This window comes from Pseudomonas sp. GW821-FHT09D08, assembly GCF_059416305.1.
The window spans coordinates 19501-44055 of the sequence record NZ_JBWKOX010000021.1 but is presented as its reverse complement, the minus strand read 5'-3'; the positions used below and the strand labels follow the sequence as shown (position 1 = coordinate 44055).

At 62.9% G+C, this 24555-nt stretch carries 23 protein-coding genes; 17 read left to right on the top strand and 6 right to left on the bottom strand.

Translation table 11 applies throughout. The features are described 5' to 3' along the window. Positions 1–67 precede the first annotated feature (67 nt). From purD to AC07OP_RS26365, 3 genes are all read left to right on the top strand, one after another. Complete coding sequence (gene purD, locus AC07OP_RS26375) at positions 68–1360, top strand: phosphoribosylamine--glycine ligase (RefSeq protein ID WP_065940932.1); 1293 nt, start codon at positions 68–70, stop codon at positions 1358–1360. Positions 1361–1462: 102 nt separating this feature from the next. Then, entirely contained in the window at positions 1463–4234 is a 2772-nt protein-coding gene (locus AC07OP_RS26370; protein ID WP_065940931.1) for a hybrid sensor histidine kinase/response regulator, read from the top strand. Positions 4235–4424: 190 nt separating this feature from the next. Further along, positions 4425–5021, top strand: coding sequence for a MarC family protein (locus AC07OP_RS26365; RefSeq protein ID WP_003217330.1), 597 nt, complete (start codon positions 4425–4427; stop codon positions 5019–5021). Here AC07OP_RS26365 and AC07OP_RS26360 read toward each other — a convergent pair. From AC07OP_RS26360 to cobG, 5 genes are all read right to left on the bottom strand, one after another. Next, positions 5018–5800 (bottom strand): hypothetical protein, encoded by a 783-nt coding sequence (locus AC07OP_RS26360; RefSeq protein ID WP_495102663.1) that lies wholly within the window; start codon positions 5798–5800, stop codon positions 5018–5020. The genes AC07OP_RS26365 and AC07OP_RS26360 overlap by 4 nt on opposite strands. Positions 5801–6038: 238 nt before the next feature. Continuing rightward, entirely contained in the window at positions 6039–7676 is a 1638-nt protein-coding gene (gene cobJ / locus AC07OP_RS26355) for a precorrin-3B C(17)-methyltransferase (RefSeq protein WP_495102662.1), read from the bottom strand. After that, positions 7676–8407 carry a precorrin-2 C(20)-methyltransferase gene (locus tag AC07OP_RS26350; protein WP_065925568.1) on the bottom strand — a complete coding sequence of 244 codons (732 nt, stop codon included), beginning with the start codon at positions 8405–8407 and terminating at the stop codon, positions 7676–7678. Before AC07OP_RS26350 ends, cobJ begins: the two co-directional genes overlap by 1 nt. After that, on the bottom strand, positions 8407–9033 hold the full coding sequence (locus tag AC07OP_RS26345) for a precorrin-8X methylmutase (RefSeq protein ID WP_098480452.1): 627 nt from the start codon (positions 9031–9033) through the stop codon (positions 8407–8409). The genes AC07OP_RS26350 and AC07OP_RS26345 overlap by 1 nt, the downstream gene beginning before the upstream one ends. Continuing rightward, positions 9026–10372, bottom strand: a complete 1347-nt coding sequence (cobG, locus tag AC07OP_RS26340) for a precorrin-3B synthase (protein ID WP_495102661.1) — start codon at positions 10370–10372, stop codon at positions 9026–9028. The genes AC07OP_RS26345 and cobG overlap by 8 nt, the downstream gene beginning before the upstream one ends. A gap of 38 nt (positions 10373–10410) precedes the next feature. Here cobG and cbiE point away from each other — a divergent pair, with 38 nt between their 5' ends. From cbiE to AC07OP_RS26320, 4 genes are all read left to right on the top strand, one after another. Next, a complete protein-coding gene (gene cbiE, locus AC07OP_RS26335; protein ID WP_495102660.1) occupies positions 10411–11616 on the top strand; it encodes a precorrin-6y C5,15-methyltransferase (decarboxylating) subunit CbiE in 1206 nt (401 codons plus the stop codon). After that, positions 11613–12338 carry a cobalt-precorrin-6A reductase gene (locus AC07OP_RS26330; protein WP_108573608.1) on the top strand — a complete coding sequence of 242 codons (726 nt, stop codon included), beginning with the start codon at positions 11613–11615 and terminating at the stop codon, positions 12336–12338. The genes cbiE and AC07OP_RS26330 overlap by 4 nt, the downstream gene beginning before the upstream one ends. A 127-nt stretch (positions 12339–12465) precedes the next feature. Further along, positions 12466–12744: a hypothetical protein gene (locus tag AC07OP_RS26325; protein WP_065925573.1), complete on the top strand. Its 279-nt coding sequence runs from the start codon at positions 12466–12468 to the stop codon at positions 12742–12744. Then, positions 12741–13229: a PIN domain-containing protein gene (locus AC07OP_RS26320; protein ID WP_495102659.1), complete on the top strand. Its 489-nt coding sequence runs from the start codon at positions 12741–12743 to the stop codon at positions 13227–13229. Before AC07OP_RS26325 ends, AC07OP_RS26320 begins: the two co-directional genes overlap by 4 nt. 58 nt (positions 13230–13287) lie before the next feature. Here the strand turns inward: AC07OP_RS26320 and AC07OP_RS26315 are convergent, their stop codons facing one another. After that, a complete protein-coding gene (locus tag AC07OP_RS26315) occupies positions 13288–13539 on the bottom strand; it encodes a DUF6124 family protein (RefSeq protein WP_027607743.1) in 252 nt (83 codons plus the stop codon). A 443-nt stretch (positions 13540–13982) separates the two neighbouring features. Between AC07OP_RS26315 and AC07OP_RS26310 the strand changes: the two genes are divergently transcribed. The 10 genes from AC07OP_RS26310 (at position 13983) to AC07OP_RS26265 (ending at position 24555) form a co-directional block, all read left to right on the top strand. Beyond that, a complete protein-coding gene (locus AC07OP_RS26310; RefSeq protein ID WP_043293782.1) occupies positions 13983–14339 on the top strand; it encodes a helix-turn-helix domain-containing transcriptional regulator in 357 nt (118 codons plus the stop codon). 175 nt (positions 14340–14514) lie between these two features. After that, positions 14515–14910 carry a DUF2946 domain-containing protein gene (locus AC07OP_RS26305; protein WP_495102658.1) on the top strand — a complete coding sequence of 132 codons (396 nt, stop codon included), beginning with the start codon at positions 14515–14517 and terminating at the stop codon, positions 14908–14910. Positions 14911–14957: 47 nt separating this feature from the next. Further along, entirely contained in the window at positions 14958–15440 is a 483-nt protein-coding gene (locus tag AC07OP_RS26300) for a copper chaperone PCu(A)C (protein WP_495102657.1), read from the top strand. Between the two features lie 11 nt (positions 15441–15451). Continuing rightward, a complete protein-coding gene (locus AC07OP_RS26295; RefSeq protein ID WP_065940918.1) occupies positions 15452–15853 on the top strand; it encodes a DUF2946 domain-containing protein in 402 nt (133 codons plus the stop codon). Between the two features lie 93 nt (positions 15854–15946). Beyond that, positions 15947–18016 (top strand): TonB-dependent copper receptor, encoded by a 2070-nt coding sequence (locus AC07OP_RS26290; protein ID WP_495102656.1) that lies wholly within the window; start codon positions 15947–15949, stop codon positions 18014–18016. 117 nt (positions 18017–18133) lie between these two features. Beyond that, positions 18134–19516 carry a PepSY-associated TM helix domain-containing protein gene (locus tag AC07OP_RS26285; protein ID WP_495102655.1) on the top strand — a complete coding sequence of 461 codons (1383 nt, stop codon included), beginning with the start codon at positions 18134–18136 and terminating at the stop codon, positions 19514–19516. A gap of 152 nt (positions 19517–19668) precedes the next feature. Beyond that, positions 19669–21777, top strand: coding sequence for a TonB-dependent receptor (locus AC07OP_RS26280; RefSeq protein ID WP_495102654.1), 2109 nt, complete (start codon positions 19669–19671; stop codon positions 21775–21777). Between the two features lie 44 nt (positions 21778–21821). Beyond that, positions 21822–22604 (top strand): ABC transporter ATP-binding protein, encoded by a 783-nt coding sequence (locus AC07OP_RS26275; RefSeq protein WP_108573611.1) that lies wholly within the window; start codon positions 21822–21824, stop codon positions 22602–22604. Then, positions 22601–23548, top strand: coding sequence for an ABC transporter substrate-binding protein (locus AC07OP_RS26270; protein ID WP_495102653.1), 948 nt, complete (start codon positions 22601–22603; stop codon positions 23546–23548). The genes AC07OP_RS26275 and AC07OP_RS26270 overlap by 4 nt, the downstream gene beginning before the upstream one ends. After that, a complete protein-coding gene (locus AC07OP_RS26265) occupies positions 23545–24555 on the top strand; it encodes a FecCD family ABC transporter permease (RefSeq protein ID WP_368963931.1) in 1011 nt (336 codons plus the stop codon). The genes AC07OP_RS26270 and AC07OP_RS26265 overlap by 4 nt, the downstream gene beginning before the upstream one ends.

The window sequence follows — 24555 nt, the reverse complement described above, 5'->3', positions numbered from 1 at the left end:
CGCGAGCAAGAACTAGGCGTCCCCCTCGCTCCTACAGAAAGCACAGCGTTTCACAGAGGTTTTTGAAATGAATGTTTTGATCATTGGCAGCGGTGGCCGTGAACACGCCCTGGCCTGGAAAGTTGCCCAGGACCCACGGGTCCAGAAAGTCTTCGTCGCCCCCGGCAACGCCGGTACCGCCATCGAAGCCAAGTGCGAAAACGTCGCCATCGACGTACTGGCCCTTGAGCAACTGGCCGACTTCGCCGAGAAAAACGTCTCCCTGACCATCGTCGGTCCGGAAGTGCCATTGGTTGCCGGTGTCGTAGACCTGTTCCGCAGCCGCGGCCTGGATTGCTTCGGCCCAACCGCCGGCGCGGCCCAGCTGGAAGGCTCGAAAGCCTTCACCAAGGATTTCCTGGCGCGCCACAAGATCCCGACGGCCGACTACCAGAACTTCACCGAGATCGAGCCCGCCCTGGCCTACCTGCGTGAAAAAGGTGCGCCGATCGTGATCAAGGCCGACGGCCTGGCCGCCGGTAAAGGCGTGATCGTCGCCATGACCCTGCAGGAAGCCGAAGACGCCGTGCGTGACATGCTCGCCGGTAACGCCTTTGGTGACGCGGGTTCGCGCGTCGTCATCGAGGAATTCCTCGACGGCGAAGAAGCCAGCTTTATCGTGATGGTCGACGGCAAGAACGTGCTGCCGATGGCCACCAGCCAGGACCACAAACGCGTCGGCGACGCCGACACTGGCCCGAACACCGGCGGCATGGGTGCCTACTCCCCAGCCCCGGTGGTGACCGCCGACGTGCACCAGCGCGTGATGGACCTGGTGATCTGGCCGACCGTGCGCGGCATGGCCGATGAAGGCAATGTGTACACCGGTTTCCTCTACGCCGGCCTGATGATCGACAAAGCCGGTAACCCGAAAGTCATCGAGTTCAACTGCCGCTTCGGCGACCCGGAAACCCAACCGGTGATGCTGCGCCTGCAATCGAGCCTGGTGCTGCTGGTGGAAGCCGCCCTCGCCCAGGCCCTGGACAAGGTTGAAGCGCAGTGGGATCCACGTCCGAGCGTAGGCATTGTGCTGGCCGCCGGTGGTTACCCGGCCGACTACGCCAAGGGCGATGTGATTGAAGGCCTGGACGCGGCTGCTACCCTGGAAGGCAAGGTGTTCCATGCGGGCACCGCGCTCAAGGACGGCAAGGTGGTGACCGCCGGAGGCCGTGTGCTGTGCGCCACCGCCATGGGTGCCAGCGTCGACGCCGCACAGCAACAGGCGTACAAGCTGGCTGCAAAAATCGACTGGAAAGGCTGCTTCTACCGCACGGACATCGGCTACCGCGCCATTGCCCGTGAACGTGGCGAAAGCCAGTAACGCTAGCTATCCGTTCGGTTAGGCAAGGGCTTCTGGCCCTTGCCGTATACAGGCCTCCCCGCGCATAGTTAACCGTGCATCAACCTACGAAGGGATTTCGCCGTGCGCTGGCTCAGGATCGCCATAGGTTTCACTGTCAGTCTGCTGACGCTGCTCTGCTTGTTCCCGGCCCAGGCCGCCGCGCAAGGCAGTGGCTGGGCAGTATTGCTTGATGAACAGGCCGACCTGCAGCTGAGCGACATCCGCTCCTCGCGCTACACCAATCAATTCAGCCCCATCGAACTGGACCGCATTACCGCCGCGGAACCGGACGGTGCGTTGTGGGTACGTTTCAAGCTGCAACCTGGCAAGCACGAGCAGGTGCTGCGGGTATTCGCCCCGGACCTGGCACACCTGAGCCTCTATGTGCTGGACGGCGACACCCTGATCGAGCAACAAAGCAGCGGTAACCGCCAGCCCCAGGCGGAACGTCCGCTGCCCAGCAACGACTTCATGCTGCCGATGCCCCAGAGCCAAAAGACCCTCGACGTCTACCTGCGCCTGGTTTCAGAGCACGAACTGCGCCCCTATATCACCCTGGAGTCGGCCGTGCTGGCCGCCGCCGACCAGACCCAGACATTGATCTACGGCCTGCTGTTCGGCTGCCTGCTGATGCTGATCCTGCACAACCTCACGCGCTTCGCTTACCACCGCTCGCGTAGCAGCCTGTGGCTGGCGGCCTGCGAACTGCTATTGATGCTCAGCCTGGCGCTGCTGCTCAACCTGGTAGGCCCATGGCTGCCGAACTGGCACGCGGTCCAGACCCCGGGCGCCTACCTGGCCCTGCTGCTGACCGCGCCGTGCGGGCTGATGTATGCCTATCGCTTCTTCATGCCCCTGGGGCCGCATCCGCTGAACAAGCTGTTGATGGCCGACATCCTGTTTATCGTGCTGTGCGGCCTGCTGCTGTTGTTCGTCAGTACCCTGCCGCTGAACATCATCACCTACGCGCTGGTGGCCCTGGCGGGCCTGAGCATGCTGTTTGTCTCGGCGTATCACTGGCAGAAAGGCTACCGCCCGGCGCGCTTGTTCGTGGCGGGCATGGTGGTGTTCAACATCGGTACGCTGATCATTCTCCCGGCGTTGCTGGGGCTGACGATGGTGTCGCCCCAGGGTTTGATCGTCACATTGCTGGCCTTCATCTGCCTGAGCGGCCTGTTGATGAGCCTGGCCCTGGGCGAGCGCCAGCGTGCGATTGTCGAGGCCCGCTTCAGCCTCAGCCGCGACCTGGCCGCCAGCAATGCCGAGATCGCCGCCAAGGCCGAATTCCTGGCCAAGATCAGCCACGAAATCCGCACCCCCATGAACGGCGTGCTGGGCATGACCGAACTGCTGCTGGGCACGCCACTGTCGGTGAAGCAGCGCGACTACGTACAAACCATCCACAGCGCCGGTAACGAGCTGCTGACATTGATCAACGAGATCCTCGACATCTCCAAGCTCGAATCCGGGCAGATCGAGCTGGATGACGTGCAATTCGACCTCAATGCGCTGATCGAAGACTGCCTGAGCATCTTCCGCGCCAAGGCCGAGCAGCAGAACGTCGAGTTGATCAGCTTCATCCAGCCCCAGGTGCCCCGCGTCATCAGCGGCGATCCGACCCGCCTGCGCCAGGCGCTGCTGAGCCTGCTGGAAAACGCCCTGCACAAAACCGACGAAGGCGAAGTGCTGATCGTCGTCGCCCTGGATGACCGCAGCACCAAGCCGCGCCTGCGCATTGCCGTGCAGGACAGCGGCCTGCCGATGGAAGCCGCTGAACGCGAGGCCCTGCTGCACAGCGAACTGCACAGCAAGAACTTCCTCTCGGCCACCCGCTTGAGCGGCCACCTGGGCCTGGTGATCGCGCGCCAGTTGATCCTGTTGATGAACGGTGAATTCGGCATCAAGAGCGGCAGCCATCAGGGCAGCACGTTATGGCTGACCCTGCCGCTGGACCCGGAACGCCTGGAACACCCCACCTCCGACCTCGACGGCCCGCTCAAAGGCGCGCGCGTGCTGGTGGTGGACGACAACGATACGTGCCGCAAAGTGCTGGTGCAGCAATGCTCGGCCTGGGGCCTGAATGTCAGCGCCGTGCCGTCCGGCAAAGAGGCCCTGGCCTTGCTGCGCACCAAGGCGCACCTGCGCGACTACTTCGATGTGGTGCTATTGGACCAGAACATGCCCGGCATGACCGGCATGCAACTGGCGGCGAAGATCAAGGAAGACCCGAGCCTGAACCACGACATCCTGCTGATCATGCTCACCGGCATCAGCAATGCGCCGAGCAAGATCATCGCGCGTAACTGCGGGATCAAGCGCATCCTCGCCAAGCCGGTTGCCGGTTATACCCTCAAGACCACCCTGGCCGACGAGTTGACCCAGCGCAGCAAAGGTGGCGTGCAGCCCCGTCCGCCCCTCAGCGTCCCGGCGACGGTGACCGTGCCCAGCGATTTCAGGATCCTGGTGGCCGAAGACAACAGCATCTCCACCAAAGTGATTCGCGGCATGCTCGGCAAGCTCAACCTCAACCCGGATACCGCCAGCAACGGCGAGGAAGCCCTCGAGGCGATGAAGGCCCAGCGTTATGACCTGGTGTTGATGGACTGCGAGATGCCGGTTCTCGATGGTTTCTCGGCGACCCAGCAACTGCGGGCGTGGGAAGTCAGCCACCAGCGCATTCGCACACCCGTGGTAGCGCTCACGGCGCATATCCTTTCGGAGCACAAAGAACGCGCACGCCAGGCGGGGATGGACGGGCACATGGCCAAGCCGGTGGAGTTATCGCAATTGCGTGAGCTGGTGGAGTTCTGGGTGGCGCAGCGTCAACAACGGCCTGAACACGCCCCGTCCTGACTTGAAATGTAATTCCACTGTGGGTGGGGGCTTGCTTCAGTCAAGAGCGAACACCGTACCTGTGGCGAGCGGGCTTGCCACAGTTACAGTGTTCCTCCTTAACTGACTGGCATCAGGGCAAGCCCCCTCCCACATTTGCTCCGTGTCGCCTGTTAGACTCTCCACACTTTTCCTGCCGCGAGCCACCCCCATGCTCCACGTGTTATTCAGCGTTTACCTGAAGATGCTGGTGCTCTACAGCCCGTTCTTCGTGCTGTCCTGCTTTATCAGCCTGACCCGTGGTTATTCGAGCAAAGAGCGGCGGCGCCTGGCCTGGAAAGTGGCGCTGGCGACCCTGGTGTCCAGCGTATTGCTCTACCTATTCGGCCGGGTGATCTTCAGCGTGTTCGGCATCACCGTGGATGCCTTTCGCATCGGCGCCGGCAGTGTGCTGTTTATCTCCGCCCTGGGCATGGCCCAAGGCAAGTCGGCCGTGCAGACCGACAATGTGCAGCAGGACGTGACCATCGTGCCGCTGACCATCCCCCTCACGGTCGGCCCCGGCACCATCGGTGCGCTGTTGGTCATGGGCGTCAGCCAACCGCACTGGGATGACAAGATCACGGCCATCCTCAGCATCGCCCTGGCCAGCCTCACGGTCGGCGTGGTGCTGTACCTGTCCAACCGTATCGAACGGATTCTCGGTGACCAGGGCTTGCAGATTGTCAGTCGGTTGATGGGATTGTTCGTGTGTGCCCTCGCCGCGCAAATCATCTTTACCGGGGTGCGCGGCTACCTGGTGCCTTAGATCCGGTATTTGGCAATCGCCGACTGCACCTTGTCGCCCGCGCTCTCGCGCATCAGTCGGATGGTTTTTTCGTTGACCACCGAGGTATTCAGCACCAGGCAGGTTTGTCCGCTGAAGGCCTCGAACTGGGTACTGTCCCATTCCAGAAATGGCAGCCCAACCTGCTTGCTCACGCCATGGGTACTGTAAGTCACCAGCACCATCGTCAATTCGCCGTCCGTTTCGGCGCATGACGCCAGGCCAAAATCACCGCCCTCGTGCACGCTGCTATTGCGCTTGAACAGCTCGAAGGATGCCGGCTGCTGCTTCAGGGCCTCCAGCGCATCGGCGGCCAGTTTGGGCAGCACAGTGAGCAACGGCCCGGTCAGTGACGTCGACGCCAACAGGCTGGCGATGATATTCAGCGCCGCAAGTTGCACCGTCAGGCCCTTGCCGGAGCTTGAAACCCGCTCGAATCGACTGCGCACCGGCAGCCAGCCCAAACCGACCATCACCTTGATGAATTCGTCGTACCAGGCCTCGGTACCTCGGTGGATATTCAATACATCGCTGACGTAGCTGCTGGCCAGCAGATAGCTTTTACGGATGTATTCCCGGTTCAGCCCGGACAGCCCCTCGGCAAACGAAATCACACTGTTGTTGACCACCGCCGCGTTGCTGTCGTCCTCCACGTCGAGCGGCGGCAATGAGGGCTGCGCGCCTGGCGCCCTCGGCAATGTATAGGCAGCAATCAACTTGCGCCGTTTTGTGTTGTTGATCCTTCTGTGATGTCGCTCCATTTTCAGTTCTCCACAAACACCCCGACTCGGGGCTTGTGTCCACACTAGTCCAGCCACCGGCGGCTCTTCCATGCCACAAACATCGCTTGCCAGCACACGGCAAAAACCCCTGCCCAGCAATGACGGGGCACTCCTCGAGCCCTTCCGGTTTTCGCGGTAAAAAAAAGAAAAAGCCCCGAGCGACAATAGGCAATCACCCATTGTCATTCGGAGCTTTCGTGCAGCCATCCAGGCGTTTTCAGGAGGCGGGCTTTGCACCGTACCAGCGCGGCGTGTACACCCATTCACCGCCACCAGCGCGAGGGAATGTGCAGGTAGTGGACGAGCCGACCAGCACCATGGTGCGCATGTCCACCTGGTCTGGCGTGAGTTGCCCGAGGGTGGTGACGCGCAGGGTCTGGCCGGGGCGACCGATATCGCGACCCAGCACCACCGGGGTTTCAGGCGTGCGGTGTTGCGCGACGATTTCCAGGGCGCGCCCCAGCTGCCAAGGCCGCGAACGCGAGATCGGGTTGTAGAACGCCAGGGCCAGGTCGGCCTGGGACGCGAGGTCCAGGCGCTTTTCGATGATCGACCAGGGCTTGAGGTTGTCCGACAGCGACATCACGCAAAAGTCGTGGCCCAACGGCGCGCCGGCCTGGGCCGCGGTGGCCAGGGAGGCCGAAACCCCCGGCAGGATTTCCAGGTCGACCTGATGCCACGCCGGATCGCCGGACTCGTGCAACGCCTCGATCACCGCCGCCGCCATGGCGAAGACGCCCGGGTCGCCGGACGACACCACCACCACCGAACGCCCCTGGGCGGCCAGCTCGAAGGCGTGGCGGGCGCGCTGCATCTCTTCGCGGTTATCGGTGCAATGCTGTACCTGATCGTCACGGAACGGCCCGGCCATGCGCACGTAGGTTTCATAGCCCAGCACATCGGTGCAGCGTGCCAGCTCGGCCTTGACCGCCGGCACCATCAGCTCGGCGGCGCCAGGGCCCAGGCCGATCACGGCAAGGCGGCCACGGCGGCGGCCGACCTGGGCCAGGTCCAGCGGTTGGTCAGCCACCTCGATGACAATATCGGCAGCCTGGGTAACACCCCCAAAGCGCAGCGGTACACCCAACGCCGACGCGGCTTCGTGCAACGACGGGTCAGCCATCTGCGTATCGCTGGCCAACAGGCACGCCAGGGATTGCACGGCAATGCCCGCCTCGTGCAAGGCCGCGCGCACACGCTCGGCCAACTGCGCACCCGGCTTGCAGGTCACGCACACCGTCTTCGGATAGATCAGCAACTCGTTGGCGGCGGGCACACGCTCGGCACTGCCCACGTGAATGGCTAGATGCGCCTGCTGGTCCTGGGGCAAATTCGCCTGGTCCAACCACGGCGCAGCGCCTTCGATGCGCACGCTTTCGCCGGCCAGCAGGTCGGACACGAAGCGCTTGCCCAGTTCCAGGTCCGCCAGCTCATAACCCGCAGGCGGGTTGAGCAGGCAGGTGCCGAAACGCAGCTCGCCACTGGTGGTGATCGCCGCAGCGACACCCAGTGCTGCCGCGATGTCCCGTGCCATGACGTTCACCCCGCCAAGGCCACCGAGCAACGGCACCACGGCGCTGCCATCTTCCGCCACGGCCAGCACGGCGGGTTCCTCACCTTTCTCCAGCAGCAGCGGCGCCAGGGTGCGGATCACGATGCCGGCCGCACACAGGGCGATCAGCGGCGTGCCCTGCTGGTACAACTGATGCAGGGTCGCGCCGAATTCGCTGTAAGACTGGTCCGCCCCCTCAACCCGCCCGGCCAGGCCGTGGATCAGTGCCCCAGGGTAAACCTGCTGGATCCTGCGCGCGGTGGCCAGGCTGCCCTGGCCCAGAATGACAATCGCCGGGTTCATCAACCTTGCCACCGTTCACCCGGCACGATGATCAGCGAGAAGTACGGCGAAGACATCGGCTCCACCTGGTCCAGCGCCACGATTTTCTGGTTGGCCATGGTCGCGCGTTCCACATACAGCGCGCGCTCGGCCAGGCCGAGTTCTTCGAGTACCTGGCGCACCTTGGGGAAGTTGCGCCCCAGCTTCATGATCACCGCCGCGTCGGCATCCGCCAGGCGGCGCTTGAGGTCTTCGTGGGGCAATACGCCCGACAGCACCGACAGGCTCTGGTTGCGATACACCAACGGTGCGCCCAGCACCGAGGCGCCGCCAAGCATCGAGCACACACCGGGGATAACCTGGGCTTCGTAGCGCTCGGCCAAGCGGTCATGCAAATACATATAGGAGCCGTAGAAGAACGGGTCGCCTTCACAGATCACCGCCACGTCGCGACCGGCGTCCAGGTGCACGGCCACCTCGACACTGGCGGTGTCGTAGAAGTCGCTGATCACTTGTTCATAGGACAATGGCGCCGGCAGCGCTTCGGTGGTCACCGGGTACACCAGCGGCATCAAGGTTTGCTGTGGCACCAGGTGGTCTTCGATGATGCCGAAGGCGTTACCCTTCTTGCCCTTGGCCACGAAATAGGCCACCACCGGCGATTCGCGCAGCAGGCGCAGGGCCTTGAGGGTGATCAGTTCCGGGTCGCCGGGGCCGACGCCCAGGCCGATCAAACGTCCGCGTGCCGGCATTATTCGACCTCCGTGGCGAGCGCATTCACCGCCGCGGCGGCCATGGCACTGCCGCCCAGGCGGCCCTGCATGATCACGAACGGTACGCCGCGGCTGTCCGCTGCCAGCATCGCCTTGGATTCGGCCGCGCCGACAAACCCGACCGGGAAGCCGAGGATCAACGCCGGTTTTGGTGCACCCGCGTCGAGCATTTCCAGCAGGTAGAACAACGCCGTCGGCGCATTGCCGATCACCACCACGCTGCCTTCCAGGTGCGGACGCCACAGCTCCAGGGCCGCAGCGGAACGGGTATTGCCCAGCTCCCGCGCCAACTCCGGCACGCTGTCGTCGCGCAGGGTGCAGATCACCGGGTTGTTGGCCGGCAGGCGCGCACGGGTCACGCCTTCGGAGACCATCCGCGCATCACACAGAATCGGCGCACCAGCGGCCAGCGCATCGCGCCCGGCCTTACCCGCGCCGTCGGAGAACTGCAGGCCGTCGATGGCCTCGACCATGCCGCAGGCATGGATCACCCGCACCGCGAGTTTCTCCAGGTCGGCCGGGATACGCTCCAACTTGGCTTCCGCGCGAATAATGGCGAAGGAGTTGCGATAGATCTCCTGACCGTCGCGGATGTAATCAATCATCGGTGTTGCTCCGTGGGTGAGCGCGCAGCAAGGCGCCCGCCGCTTCAATGGAAAGGGTGCGTGCGTGCAGCCGGCCGAAACCGGGATGGGCTGCCTCGCGAAAATACAGGTCGTAGTGGCCGGGGCTCACCGCCAGCAAGGTGACCGGCGCGATATGTGCGGCGGCGCAGGAACGTGGGCAGCCGGACAGGTGCACGTCATGGCCGGGGTGCAGCGCGGCCAAGTGCACGGCGTCGGCCTTGGTGTCGGCGAGGGCCTTGCCGCAACCGCTGGAACCGGTACAGGCGATCACGCGCGCCAAGGGTTGGTCGACGGTGCAGAGGAAGCCCAGTTGCGCCAGGCGTTGGGTCACGGCGTGAGGTTTTTCGACGTTGGGCAGTAACACACCTTGCCAGGGAGTGAAGCGCACGGTGCCGTCGCCATATTCGCTGGCGAGCTGCGCCACGCCTGTGAGCATCGTCGAATCCAGGCGCCCCAAGGGTGCGATGGCCGCGACGTAGAATTGATTGCTTTGAGCCTGTGGATAACTCCCCAGATGCAGCAAAGCGCCGCTGGGCGGGCGTTTGAAGCCATCGGCCGGCAGCAGCGGCAGGCTGAGGCGACTCAACAACTTATCCACAGCCAGATGGCGCATGCGGGTTTGCTCTGGGGTGGCGAGGTCAAGAAACGCCTCCAGCACCGCCACCACCAACCCATGACCCTGTGCCAACGGCACGGCGGCCAACGGTGCATCCCGCCCTGGACAACCCGCCAGGCCGAACGCAAGGAGCGTCTCGCCATTGCGTACGAACGCCGACAGCCACAGATCATGATGATGCTCGAGCATCGCCAGGGCCTCGCCGCCATCCAGTTGCACGGCGAACTTGGCCGACAGCTCATGGAAACGCGGACGGTTTTGCAGGCTGGCGAGGATCTGCTCGGCCAGCGGCCGGGTGTCGAACAGCATCTGCGGGTCGATACCGGCGCTGGGGCTGAGCATCAGGTTGCGCACGTCATCGCCAGCGGCGTTACTCGGGCCCAGATCGGCGGCCAGCAGCATGGCGATCAAGGCGTCTTGCTCGGCACCGATCCCACGTATCTGCAGGTTGGCGCGGTTGGTCGCCTCGATCACCCCGCCCGCATAGGCCTGGGCCGCGTCCGCCACGGCACAGGCCTGGGCGGCGCTGATCGAGCCACCGGCCAGTTTGATCCGGCAGATGCCGCCATCCAGCGCCTGGACGATACGCAGCAACCCCGGACAAGCCGAGGGGCGCAAGGTATTCACAGCGGGCGTTGGGTTCATGGGGCTACCGGTTGACGGGTAAAGGCGCGGTATTATGCCTGCTTTGTCCGGCGGCATGAAAAGCCTGCCCGTCGGATGTCGCTCAAGGAATTGATATGTCGCCCTGGCTGACGGTTGTAGGCATCGGTGAAGACGGCTTCAAGGGGCTGGGCAGGAATGCCCGGCATGCCCTATTGCGCGCTTCGCGGATTATAGGTGGTCAGCGCCAGTTGGACCTGTTGCCAGTGTGTATTCGCGGTGAGCGCCAGGTGTGGCCGAGCCCGTTCTCCCTGGAACCGGTACTGGCGCGGCGTGGCGAGCCTGTGTGCGTGCTGGCCAGTGGTGACCCGATGTTTTATGGGGTGGGGGCCAGCCTGGCACGACAGGTGGCGGCTGAGGAACTGCTGATTTTGCCGGCGCCGTCGTCGGTGTCGTTGGCGGCGGCGCGGCTGGGCTGGCCGTTGCAGGAGGTGGTGACGCTGTCCGTAGTGGCCCGGCCGGTGGCGGCGATCAATGCGCATCTGGCCACAGGTGTGCGTTTACTGGTACTGAGTAATGACGGCGGCAGTCCCGCGTTGATTGCTTCGTTGTTGGCTGAATCCGGGTTTGGGCCCAGCCGATTGACAGTATTTGAACACCTGGGCAGCGCAAATGAGCGGCGCATCGACGGTTTGGCTGAGGATTGGCAGCACGCCTGTGTCGCCGATTTGAACCTGGTCGCCATCGACTGCGTGGCCTCCAGCGACACACCACGTCTGTCGCGCCTCGCTGGCTTGCCCGATTCCGCCTTCCGGCACGACGGCCAACTGACCAAACGCGATGTGCGCGCCATGACCCTCGCCCGCCTCGCCCCGATGCCCGGCGAACTGCTGTGGGACGTGGGTGCGGGCAGCGGCTCCATCGGTATCGAATGGATGCGCGCCCATCCGAGCTGCCGAGCATTGGCAATTGAAGCAGACGAAGGCCGACAGGGCCTTATTGAACACAATCGCGACGCCCTCGGCGTGCCCGGTTTGCAGTTGGTTCGTGGCAAAGCCCCGGAAGCGTTGCACGGCCTTACAGCTCCCGACGCCATCTTCATCGGCGGCGGCGTCACCCGCGCCGGTGTGCTCGACACCTGCTGGCAACACCTGCGCCCCGGGGGTCGGTTGGTGGCCAATGCCGTCACCCTGCAAAGCGAAATGACCTTGATGAACTGGCGCGCGGAGCATGGCGGCGAACTGACGCGCATCCACGTCGCTCAGGCCCAGCCACTGGGTGAGTTCGATACGTGGCGCCAGGCGCTTCCAATCACCCTGCTGGAAGTGGTCAAGCCGCGATGAAACGCATCCTGCTGCTGGGCGGTGTGACCGAAGCACTGGCTATCGCGCGCACCTTGGGGCCGGCGCATATCTACAGCCTGGCGGGTGTGGGGCGTGTGCCGACCGATCTCACCTGCCAGGTGCGTGTCGGCGGGTATGGCGGCGCCGAAGGGTTGGCGCAGTTTGTTCGCGATGAACAGATCAGCCTGATCCTCGACGCGACCCATCCGTATGCGGCGCAGATCAGCCGCAATGCCGCCGAGGCTGCACGGTTGGGCGGTGTGCCGTGTTGGGCATTGCGTCGCCCGGCGTGGCAGCCGCAGGCCGGCGATGACTGGCGGGAGGTCAGTGACTGGGCTGAGTTGATCGACGCCTTGAAACCCTTCAAGCGTCCGCTGTTCACCTTGGGTCGCGAGCCATTGCAGCATCTCGACGAAATCCCCGCCGAGCAGTTCTGGACGTTGCGCGCGCTGGATGTGTATCCGGGGAATGATCGCTGTGAAGTGATCGGCGCGCGCGGACCGTTTCTGATCGAAGATGAACGCGCGTTGTTTGAACGGCGTGGGATTGATGTGCTGATCAGCAAGAACAGTGGCAGCACCGCCACCGAGCCGAAGCTGGAAGTGGCGCGGGAACGGGGGGTGCCGGTGTTGGTGTTGAAGCGGCCGGTGTTGGCGGCGGTGGATCGGGAGCTTTTGTCGCCCGCAGAAACAATCGATTCGTTGGCAGATTTCATTCGATAGATCAGGATCATCCGCCACCCTCTATCCAATCTATTTGCTACCTCAAGGGACGGCGATGAACCCACAACACGAAGTGCTAAACTCCAGGAACAGTTCAAGCCAGGCCCAACGGTATTCAGGAGCTGACATGATAGAAGTTAAAGAAGCCGTACAAGTTGCCAAGGCGGTCGCAAATGACTTTCTCGGGCAAGAAACAGCACTACAAGACCTGATGCTTGAGGAAGTAGAGTTAGACCCAGACAATAAAACCTGGGCAATAACACTGGGCTTCAATGTCCCCAACCCTAATAACTATGAAAGGCTAGGCGCATCTTTAGCCGGACAAATGCATGCAAGAAAATACAAAACATTCATCATCGACTCGGAGACTGGCGAGTTCCGCTCCATGAAGATTCGCGAAGTATGATCGAAGCCTACATCAAGCAATACCGAAGAAAAGGAATCATCGTTGATACTAACTTGCTGCTTCTGGCACTGATAGGAGGAACGTCCAGCATCGTGGAGTTCAAGAGAACACGCGGCTACAGCGATGCAGACTATCAACTTTTGCTCAAAGTGATTGACCAGTTCGAAAAACTTGTTTCAACCCCTCACATTCTCTCTGAAGTCAGCAACCTGACAAATGGACTTCATGGAAACAAGCTGCGCGATTTTTATGCAACGTTAAAAAACTCACTATCAACAATAATCGAGGTCCATCATCCAGCCTTGGATATAAGTCGCGATTATGAGCTTTCACCCTACGGCCTTACCGACGTTGGCATTGTTGCCGCAGCAAAAGATAACTATCTGGTTTTGACTGACGATCTCAGAGTCGCTGGGTTTGCTCATCAGCACTGCGTAGATGTCGTCAACTTCAATCATATACGGGAAGCCAGCTGGGAGGTCTAAGACCTGCCACACGATCATTCCCACACATATGCGCAGGAACGATCGCTCATCGAACTTGTTAACTACTCGCGGCGGTTGCCTGCCCTGCTCCTTCGTGCACCCTGTCAGCGAGCAATTGTGCCAGCTCGATCAACTGCGCAACGCCCAGTAATTCCTCGCGTGGTGCGCCTTCCAGGTTAAAGGCAAGGTCGCAACTCAGCGCGTTGGCCGAGGCAAGTGTTTCGCTGAGGTTGACCAACAGGTCTTCGGTGCTGATGCCATCGGCCACGGTGAACAGCCGGACGGGGGGATTGGGGGTGGGTTTGATCATTGTGAAGCTCCTCAGGAATGTGGAGCTGCCACTGATTCGCCGCGACGCGATAGGGTGGCAGCTGTACGCAGGTTCGCGGACCGGTCCCGAGGCAACCCGGCATACCCAAAGGTATCCCGCGCACAGCCGCCATAGCGCCGCACAGTAGACGATAAAAAAGCATCAACTGAAAGCAGACGATAGCGCTTTTGCTCTTAGGAAGTCGGGCCGCGACGCCCGTCCGCGGCATTTGCAGCGGTGTACGAAGACTAGAGATTGAGTTTCCTACCGACAACCTCAAAGAGTTGTCGGAAGTTTCTGTGGAACGACCTCATATTCGGGCTGCGCGGCGGATCAAGGAGAATTTACCTACATGCGTAACGGAACCCGCTGACTACCTAGAACCGCATACCCTTGGCGATGATCCTCGACGCTTTGTCCTACGGCGTAAACATGAGGTTCACATGACTAACAAACCCCGTACGCAGCACCTGACTCGACCTGCTGAAAGCACAATTATCGAGCACATAATCGCGAACCCAGAGTTCGCGCACGCGCTAAGCCTTGAGGCCGACGAACTGAAATTGGATGAACCCGAAGTCGCAGCTCGATTAAACCAATGGCTGGAAAAAGCCCAATACCTATCTGACAGAAAGACGACGTTCACAGTTTTCGACGCTGCTGACCATCTCCACACACAAGAAGAGATGGATGCTTTCCTTGAAGCCTGTATCGAAGAAGACCCAGGCGATGGCTCATTGATCAAGGTGGCGCGAGCCGACATTGCCCGCGCGACTCGCAGGCTCAACGCCAAGCAATAGCCACACACAATCCAAAATGTGGGAGGGCCGTTGACTTGAAGATCGGCATCCTCTCGATTCCCCGTCTATCCTCAAACCCAGCACTGCGACACCAAACCACACCACCACTTTTTACTTATCCCCCCCGATCAGGCTAAATACCCGCCTGATCGTTTAACCCTACGGATTGTCCGCCATGGCCCGTCAACGCTTTGCAATTGCCTGGATCGCCTGCCTTGCAGTGCTGTTCAACGCCTTTGCCATGCCAATGGCCAGCGCGATGCAGCAGTCCAAGGACCCCGTGCAGCAATTGCTGTGGGGCAGTTTCTGTTCGTCCAATGGCGCCAGCCTGAAGACCATTGCCCTGGGCAAGCTGGAGATTCCGGCGCCGCAGCAGGACGATCATTCCACCATGCAGCATTGCTGGTGTTGCTCGGGCTCGGCGCCGTTGGTGGCGTTGCCGGGGCATGTGCCGCAGTTGTATCTCACGCGATTCGAGACGGCACAGCGTCAACCACACACGCCATTGCAAACCCCCACCCCGCGCCAGCAATGGCCGAGCCTCAACCCCCGCGCCTCTCCGACGGTCTGATCTTCTTCGCAAGTGAACTGCGTTTAGAACCGTTCTGGAGAACTGCCATGCTTAAATCTTCCCTGCTTCTGGCTGCGTTGCTGCTGCCGGTGTTCAGTGCTGCCAATGCCGAAGACTACAAGGCCGGCGACCTGCTGGTCAGCGATCCCTGGTCCCAGGAATTGCCGCCCAACGCGCCCACCGTCGCCGCGTATTTCGTGATTCATAACACCGGTGCGACACCGGATCGCCTGCTCAGTGTCGACACGCCAGTGGCCGATAAGGCCGAGCTGCATGAGCATGTGATGCAGGGCGACTTGATGAAGATGCAGCAAGTCCCCAGCGTTGCCGTACCGGCCAAGGGTGACTTGACCTTCGCGCCCATGGCGTATCACGTCATGTTGCTGGGCCTCAAGGACCGCAGCCTGCTGGCCGATGGCAAGCAATTCCCGCTGACCCTGACCTTTGAAAAAGCCGGCAAGGTCGAGGTGGAAGTGTCGGTACAGAAAGTACCGCCGATGGCCGGCCACGCGCACAAGCCCCCTCAATAGACTGACTCCAGATGGGCGCCCCTCGCGCCAGGCTATCCCCACACCGCCGCGTGAAGCGCGGCAGTTGGATCAGCCTGTTCGCCATGCTGATGATCTTTATCGGTCCGCTGATTTCCCAAGCGATGCCGATGGATCATCACGCCGGTATGTCGATGAACATGTCCATGGACATGCCCGGCGACCACGGCGACGCCCATCACAAGAAAGCCCCTGACGAACACCACGCGCTCTGGTCCAAGTGCGGCTATTGCGACTTGCTCTACAGTTGCCCGGCCCTGCCCGGCAGCGTGTCATTCGTGGCCATCGGTACCCCGCCGCCGGCCAATGCCCTTACCCCCGCACCGCGCCTGGGCCATGCCCGGCAGAGCATCTTCCCTGGCGCCCGCAGCCGCGCCCCGCCCATCGCCTCGTAAGCCCCTGCCACCGTTACTTCACCCCGGCCGACTTTAGACAGACAGCCGCAGGCTGCTGGCCGTGTTGTTTACGATTGATTGATGGAATTTGTCATGTCCAGGTTTACTGCTGACTCCCGTTTGGGAAGCACCTCTGTGCTCGCTGCCCTATGCGGCGCCCTGCTCGTTCCCCACGCCCAGGCCGATGAACACGCCGAGCATGAGCTGACGCCTACGGTGATCACCGCCATTGCGCCCAGCTCGCCGCTGACCGTGGTCACCAACCCCAAAGACCCACGCCAACCGGTGCCCGCCAGCGACGGCGGCGACTACCTCAAGACCATCCCCGGCTTCGCCCTGGTACGCAACGGCGGCACCAATGGCGACCCGGTACTGCGCGGCATGTTCGGCTCGCGCCTGAACATCCTCACCAACGGCAGCATGATGCTCGGCGCCTGCCCCGGCAGGATGGATGCGCCGACCTCGTACATTTCGCCGGAAACCTACGACAAGCTCACCGTGATCAAAGGCCCGCAGACCGTACTCTGGGGCCCGGGCGCGTCGGCCGGCACCATCCTGTTCGAGCGCGAACCGGAGCAGTTCGGCGAGTTGGGCACGCGGCTCAACGCGAGTGTGCTGGCCGGCTCCAACGGGCGCTTCGACAAGGTCATCGATGCCGCCGCCGGTGGGCCGCTGGGCTATGTGCGGGTGATCGGCAACCAGGCCCATGCCGATGACTACAAGGACGGCAACAACGACACCGTCGCCTCGCGCTACGACAAATGGAATGGCGACGTCGCCGTCGGCTTCACCCCGGATGCCGACACCCTGCTGGAGCTCACCGCCGGCCGTGGCGACGGCGAAGCGCGTTACGCCGGGCGCGGCATGGACGGTTCGCAGTTCCTGCGCGAAAGCCTGGGCCTGCGCTTCGAGAAATCGAATATCGGCGAAGTGCTGGATAAGGTCGAAGCCCAGGTCTACTACAACTACGCCGACCACGTGATGGACAACTACAGCCTGCGCACACCCTCGGGCACCGGGATGATGGCCGGCCCCATGGCCTCCAACGTCGACCGCCGCACCCTCGGCGCGCGCATCAAGGCCACCTGGCGCTGGACCGATGTGCAACTGATCAGCGGCCTGGATGCGCAGACCAACGAACACCGCCAACGCAGCAGCATGGGCATCGACACCTACAAGGATTTGCCCAAGGTCAAGGACGCCAACTTCCACAACTACGGCGTGTTCGGCGAACTGACCTGGTACGCCGCCGACCGTGACCGCCTGATCAGCGGCGCGCGCCTGGACCGCGCCTCGGCCAAGGACTTCCGGCAAACCACCGGCTCCGGGATGAGTGCACGCGCCAACCCGACCGCCGACGACACCCGCGCCGATACGTTGCCCTCGGGTTTTATGCGTTATGAGCACGACCTGGCCGACAGCCCGACCACCCTCTATGCCGGCCTGGGCCACTCGGAGCGCTTCCCGGATTACTGGGAGCTGTTCTCGCCCAACACTGGCGCAGTCGGTTCGGTCAACGCCTTCGACGGCGTGAAGCCGGAGAAAACCACCCAGCTCGACGTCGGCGCGCAGTACAAAGCCGACAACCTCGAAGCCTGGGCTTCGGGCTACGTCGGCCAGGTGCGTGACTTCATCCTGTTCGACTACCGGGCGGGGATGATGGGCACCACCTCCCAGGCGCGCAATGTGGACGCGCGCATCATGGGAGGTGAACTCGGCGCGGCCTACAAACTGACGCAGAACTGGAAAGCCGATGCCACCCTCGCCTACGCCTGGGGCAAGAACAGCAGCGACGGTAAGGCCCTGCCGCAAATGCCACCGTTGGATGCACGCTTCGGCCTGACCTACAGCGAAGACGACTGGAGTGCCGGCGCGTTGTGGCGGGTAGTGGCGGCGCAGAACCGCATCGACCAGAACAAGGGCAATGTGGTCGGCAAGGACTACGACAAGAGCGGCGGCTTTGGCGTGTTCTCGGTCAATGGCGCGTATCGCATCAACAAGAATTTCAAGGTCAGCACCGGCGTCGACAACCTGTTCGGCAAAGCCTACGCCGAGCACCTGAACCTGGCCGGCAACGCCGGGTTCGGCTACCCGGCCAACGACCCGCAGGCCATCAAGGAGCCGGGGCGCACCCTGTGGACCAAGGTTGACATGAGCTTCTAAAAGCATCGCGGGCAAGCCCCTCCCACAGTTGGATTGCATTCCACATGTGGGAGGGGGCTTGCCCCCGATAGCAGTCTGACCAACGACAAAAAATTCAAGCTTTGCGGAGCATCCCTGATGACCACTCAAAAAGTTTCTTTCTACAACCTGGCCTGGCGCTGGCACTTCTACGCCGGCCTTTTCGTCGCCCCTTTCATGGTGCTGCTGGCCCTGACCGGCATCATCTACCTGTTCAAACCCCAGCTCGATCCGCTGATGTACGGCGACCTGCTCAAGGTGCAAAGCGCCGAGCACGCCTTGAGCGCCGACGAACAGTTGCAACGCGCCCAGGCGGCCTTTCCTCAGGGCAAGATCAGCAAATACCTGCCACCCGTCGACGCCACCAGCAGCGCGCAGTTCGTGATGCACGACGGCGGGCGCGAAGTGACGGTGTTCGTCGACCCCTATCGCGGCACCGTACTCGGTGAGCAGGATGCGAAAAACAACCTGCAAGCCATCGCCCGCGCCCTGCACGGCGAGCTGATGATCGGCACCGTCGGCGATCGCCTGGTGGAGCTCGCCGCCGGCTGGGGCGTGATGCTGGTGGTGTCCGGCCTGTACCTATGGTGGCCGCGCGGCAAAACGTCGGCCGGGGTGTTATGGCCGCGTTTCACGAGTCGTGGCCGCGTGTTCTGGCGTGACCTGCATGCCGTCGCCGGCTTCTGGGGCGCGGCGTTTCTGCTGGTGATGCTGCTCAGCGGCATGACCTGGACCGGCTTCTGGGGCAAGCAGTACGCCGACCTCTGGAACACTTTCCCGGCGGCGATGTGGAACAACGTGCCGCAGTCCGATCAGCAGGCGCGAGTACTCAATACCGCAACGCAACAGACCGTGCCCTGGGCCATGGAAAACACGCCGATGCCGATGTCCGGCGACCATGCCGAACACATGAACCACGGCGCCATGCACGCTGCTCCCGCCGCGCCCACGGTGCGCCTGCAACAGGTGGTGGACCTGGCCACGGCACGCAAGGTCGAGCCCGGCTACAGCATCACCTTCCCCACCACCGCCGAAGGCGTGTTCACCGTCGCGGTGTTCGCCGACGACCCGCGCAACGACGCCACCCTGCATGTGGACCAGTACACCGGCAAGGTCCTCGCCGATGTGCGCTGGGCGCACTACAACACCGTGGCGCGGGCCACCGAGACCGGCGTGATGCTGCATGAGGGCAAGATGTTCGGCTGGGTGAACCAGCTGATCGTGCTGCTGATCTGCCTGATGATCCTGCTCAGCGCGGTGAGTGGCGTGGTGATCTGGTGGAGGCGCCGGCCCCAGGGCGGCCTGGGAGTTCCGCCGTTGCGTCATGACCTGCCGAAGTGGAAAACCGCGATGGTGATCATGCTCGGGCTGGCGCTCCTGTTCCCGCTGGTGGGCGCCTCGTTGATCGCGGTCTGGGCGCTGGATCGCCTGGTGTTGTCGCGGTTGTTCAGCCAACGTGAATCCACCTCAGGTTCGCTATGAAGTAGGCGAGATGCCCTACATAGAGGCGTTAGGTAGTCTTACGCGGGCTTTCGCCAAAGACGCAGGAAGTGTTAACTTATAACACTCACTGCATACCTCAGCTCGCCGCGCCCAGCGGCGAGCACCGCCTCGAAGAAGCGATTTTCCGCCCAATGAACAAGTACCTAGTGTCCGGCCTGTGCCTGCTCGCCCTGCATGACAGCGCCCAGGCCCTGACCCTGCCCGCCAGCCCGGTGACCGCAGCGGCCGTGGATGACCAACACGTCGACCTGAACACACCGACCACCGCAGGCTCGCGCCTGAATCTCAGCGCGCTGCAAACCCCGGGCAGTGTCGAAAGCCAGACCGGCACGCAGATCCGCGCACGTGGCGACGCCAGCGTGCAGGACGCCATTTCCCGTGCCACCGGCATCAGCCGCACCGGCACACCGGGCGATGGCGGCACCTCGCTGTCGGCCCGTGGCTTTACCGGCCAGGGCTCGGTGATGCAACTGTACGACGGCACCCGCATGTACATGGGCATGGGCACCTCGACCTTCCCGGTGGACACCTGGGCGGTGGAACGCGTAGACGTTTTGCGCGGCCCGGCCTCGGTGCTGTACGGCGAAGGCGCCACCGGTGCGGTGATCAATACCGTGCCGAAAAAACCCTTCGAAGGCGAGATCGAAAACCACCTCCGCCTCGGCTACGGCGCCTACGATCGCCAGCAACAAGCCCTGGACAGCGGCGGCTCGCTGACCGACACCCTGAGCTATCGCCTGAACCTCAACCGTCTGCGCAGCCACGGCTTTATCGACCGTGGCGACTCCAGCAGCGACTTCGTCAGCGGCGCCCTGCGCTGGCAGGCGGCGGACAACCTGAGCTTCACCCTGGCCAGCGACTACGGCGACCAGCGCCCGCAGAACTACTTCGGCACGCCGCTGATCAATGGCCAATTGCACAAGGGCCTGCGCGACAAGAACTACAACGTCAGCAACGACACCCAGCACTACAACGACCAGTGGACGCGCCTGACCAGCGAGTGGCAGATCAATGACAACGTCAGTGCCACCAATGAACTGTTCTACCTGAAGAACCAGCGCCGCTGGCAGAACGCCGAGAACTACAACGTCACCAACGGGCAACTGACCCGCAGCGGCAACTTCGGCATCAAGCACAACCAGGAACAGGTCGGCGATCGCCAGACCTTCACCTTCAAGCACAGCCTGTTCGGCCTCGACAGCCAGACCGTGACGGGCGTGGAATACAACCGCATCCGTTTCCGCCTGGCCAGCAACTCACCGTTCAACGACGTGCTGCCCGGCGGCCAGCCGGTGGATATCAACGATCCGGCGCCCGCTCGGTTCGACAGCCAGAACCCGTTCAAACCGCTGTTCGCCACCACCACCAAAACCGTTGCCGGTTTCGCCGAAAACCGCCTGCAACTCACCGACCAACTGGCGCTGGTCACCGGCATCCGCCGCGACTATGCCCACGTCGAGCGCGATGATTTGCGTGACGCCAGCCAAAGCGACAAGACCCTCACCGGTAATAACTGGAAGGCCGGCCTGGTCTACGCAATCACCCCCGACACCTCGGTCTACGGCCAGTACGCCACCAGCACCGACGGGGTCGGCGGCCTGATTTCCCTGAGCCCTGGCCAGCAGCAGTTCGACCTCTCCACCGCCAGGCAAACCGAGATCGGCCTCAAGCAGGCCTTCTGGGATCAACGCGGCGAATGGACAGTGGCGGCCTACCATATCGTCAAGAAGAAACTGCTCACCGACGTCCCCGGCAATCCGGACCTCAAGCAGCAAGTCGGCCAGCAATCCTCCAGCGGCCTGGAAGCCAGCCTCGACCTGCAACTGCCGCACGCCTGGGCGCTGCAAGCCAACGCAGCCATCGTGCGGGCGCAGTACGACGACTTCAAACAGGATGTCGGCGGTGTACAAGTGTCCCGCGACGGCAATCGCCCGGTGGACGTGCCACGCCGCACCGCCAACCTGTGGCTGAGCAAGGCCCTGAGCGACGACATCCGCGCCGGTGCCGGAGTGCGCTATGTCGATGCACGGTATGCCGACATGGCCAACCAGAACGAGCTGCCGAGCTACACCGTGGTCGATGCCACGCTGTCGTGGAAGGCGATGCGCAACACCACCCTGGGCCTGCAACTGAACAACCTGTTCGACCGCACCTACGCGGTCAGCCAGTACAACGACGGCCAGCAATGGATCCTCGGTGAACCGCGCTCGTTCTTCGTCACGGCGGACTACACCTTCTAACTGACCCAAACATAGTTAGATCCCTGCAGGCCTTGAGAGACTTGATGACTTCACTCACCCTCACCCGCATCAACTGGGCCCCGGCGAACCACAGCCAACACCCGTTCCAACTGCGTGACGCAGGCCTTCACGTCGCTGCGGGGGAGTTCGTTGGGCTGATCGGCCCCAACGGCAGCGGCAAGACCAGCCTGTTGCGCTGCGCCTATCGGTTCACCCAGCCGGAGCGCGGCGACGTATTGCTCGCCCACCGGAACCTGTGGAAGCAAGGCGCCAAGTGGTGTGCGCAACGTATCGCCGTGGTGTTGCAGGAGTTCCCGGATGCCTTTGGCCTGCGAGTCGATGAAGTGGTCGCCATGGGCCGCACGCCCCACAAGGGCCTGTTCGACAGCGACACCCTGGAGGATCGACAGCTGGTGCAACAGGCGCTGGTATCGGTGGGCATGCAGGGCTTTGAAGCGCATGCCTTCGCCACCCTCTCGGGCGGTGAAAAACAACGCGTCATCCTCGCCCGCGCCCTGGCCCAGCAACCGCAATTACTGATCCTCGACGAACCGACCAACCACCTCGATCCACGCTACCAGCTTGAGCTGTTGAGGCTGGTCAAGCGCCTGGGTATCGGCACCCTGGCCAGCATCCACGACCTCAACCTGGCCGCCGCTTTTTGTGATCGGCTCTACGTGATCGACCACGGGCGCATCGTCGCCAGCGGCACGCCTCACCAGGTGCTGACCACTGAACTGCTGCGCGATGTGTTCGGCGTCGAGGCGCTGATCGACACTCATCCCCTGGCCGACCATCCCCGCATCACCTGGATAACCCCACCATGATCCTGCGCGCCTTCGCCCTTGTGGCCCTGCTGTTCGGTGCTTCACCAGCCTTCGCTGAAGCCACCCATTACCCGGTCACCGTCAAAAGCTGCAACCGCGACGTGACCTTCCAGGAAGCGCCGAAGCATGCGGTGAGCCATGACATCAACATGACCCAGATGATGCTCGCCCTGGGCCTCAAACCGCGGATGGCCGGCTACAGCGGCATCACCGGCTGGAAGTCGGTCACCCCGGACATGGCCCGGACTCTCGATGGCCTGCCGGAACTGGCGAGCAAGTACCCGTCAGTGGAAACCCTGCTCAATGCCAATGTGGATTTCTTCTTTGCCGGCTGGGACTACGGCATGCGCGTGGGCGGCGACCTGACGCCGAACACCCTGCTGCCCCTGGGGATCAACGTGTACGAGCTGACCGAGTCGTGCGCCTTCGTGATGAAGCGCCCGGCCGCGACCCTGGACGACACCTATAACGACCTGCGCAACCTGGGCAGGATCTTCGACGTGCAGGACCGCGCCAATGCCTTGATCGCGCAGATGCAGGCACAGGTCGCCGAGGTGCAGACAGACCTGCCCGCCCACAAGCCGCGCGTGTTCCTCTACGACAGCGGTGAAGACCGCGCCATGACCTCCGGCCGCCTCGGTATGCCCCAGGCGCTGATCGACGCGGCCGGCGGGCGCAACATCCTCGATGACGTCGACGCCAGTTGGACCCGCGTCAACTGGGAGACGGTGGTGGAGCGCAATCCACAGGTGATCGTGATCGTCGACTACAGCGAAGTCACCGCCGATCAAAAACAGCAGTTCCTGCTCAACAACCCGGCGCTGCAAGGGGTGGACGCGATCAGGAACCAGCGCTTTATCGTGATCCCGTATGTACAAGCCACGCCGGGCATCGATAACGTGCTGGCGGTGGAAACCCTGGCCAAGGGGTTCCACGGCGAATGATCACCCGTCGTTACCCCCTGTTGCTTGCCGTCCTGGGCGCATTGCTGCTGGTGTCCTGTGTGATATCCCTGGGCTTTGGCCCGGCGCGGGTACCGGCGGACGTGGTGTGGCGCATCCTGCTGTACAAGGTCTTCGGCATCGGCGAAGTGAGTTGGTCGGCCGGGCAGGCACCTATCGTCTGGCTGATCCGCGTGCCGCGCATGCTGCTGGGGGCGTTGGTGGGGGCCGGGCTGGCGTTGATCGGTGCGGTGTTGCAGGCGGTCACGCGTAATCCGCTGGCCGATCCGCACCTGCTGGGTGTCACTTCCGGCGCGACCCTGGGCGCGGTGATCGTGGTGCTGCATGTAGGCGAGATCATCGGCCTGCTGACCTTGCCCATCGCCGCCTTTATCGGCGCCCTGTCGAGCATGATCGTGGTGCTCGCGGTAGCCAGTCGCAATGGCCGGCTGGAGAGTGATCGCCTGTTGCTGTGCGGCGTGGCAGTGTCGTTCGTGATGATGGCGGCGGCCAATCTGCTGCTGTTCATGGGCGACCATCGCGCCGCCTCGGCGGTGATGTTCTGGATGCTCGGCGGCCTAGGCCTGGCACGCTGGGAACTGCTGGCGATTCCGGGCGCCAGCGTAGTGCTCGGGCTGCTGGTGCTGGTGGGCATGGCCCGCCCGTTGAACGCGCTGATGGCCGGCGAACAGACCGCCGTGACCCTTGGCCTGAACGCCCGCAATGTACGGCTGAAGGTGTTCCTGGTCGCCTCGTTGATGACCGGCGTGCTGGTGTCCATCAGCGGCTCCATCGGCTTTGTCGGGCTGATGGTGCCGCACATCGCCCGGCGCCTGGTGGGCGCCGAGCATCGTCGCTTGCTGCCAGTGTGTGCATTGCTGGGCAGCCTGTTCCTGGTCTGGGTCGATGTGGCGGCGCGCACCTTGATCGCCCCCGAAGACCTGCCGATCGGCGTGGCCACGGCGGCGATCGGCGGCCTGTTCTTCATCGGCCTGATGCGCAAGCGCTGA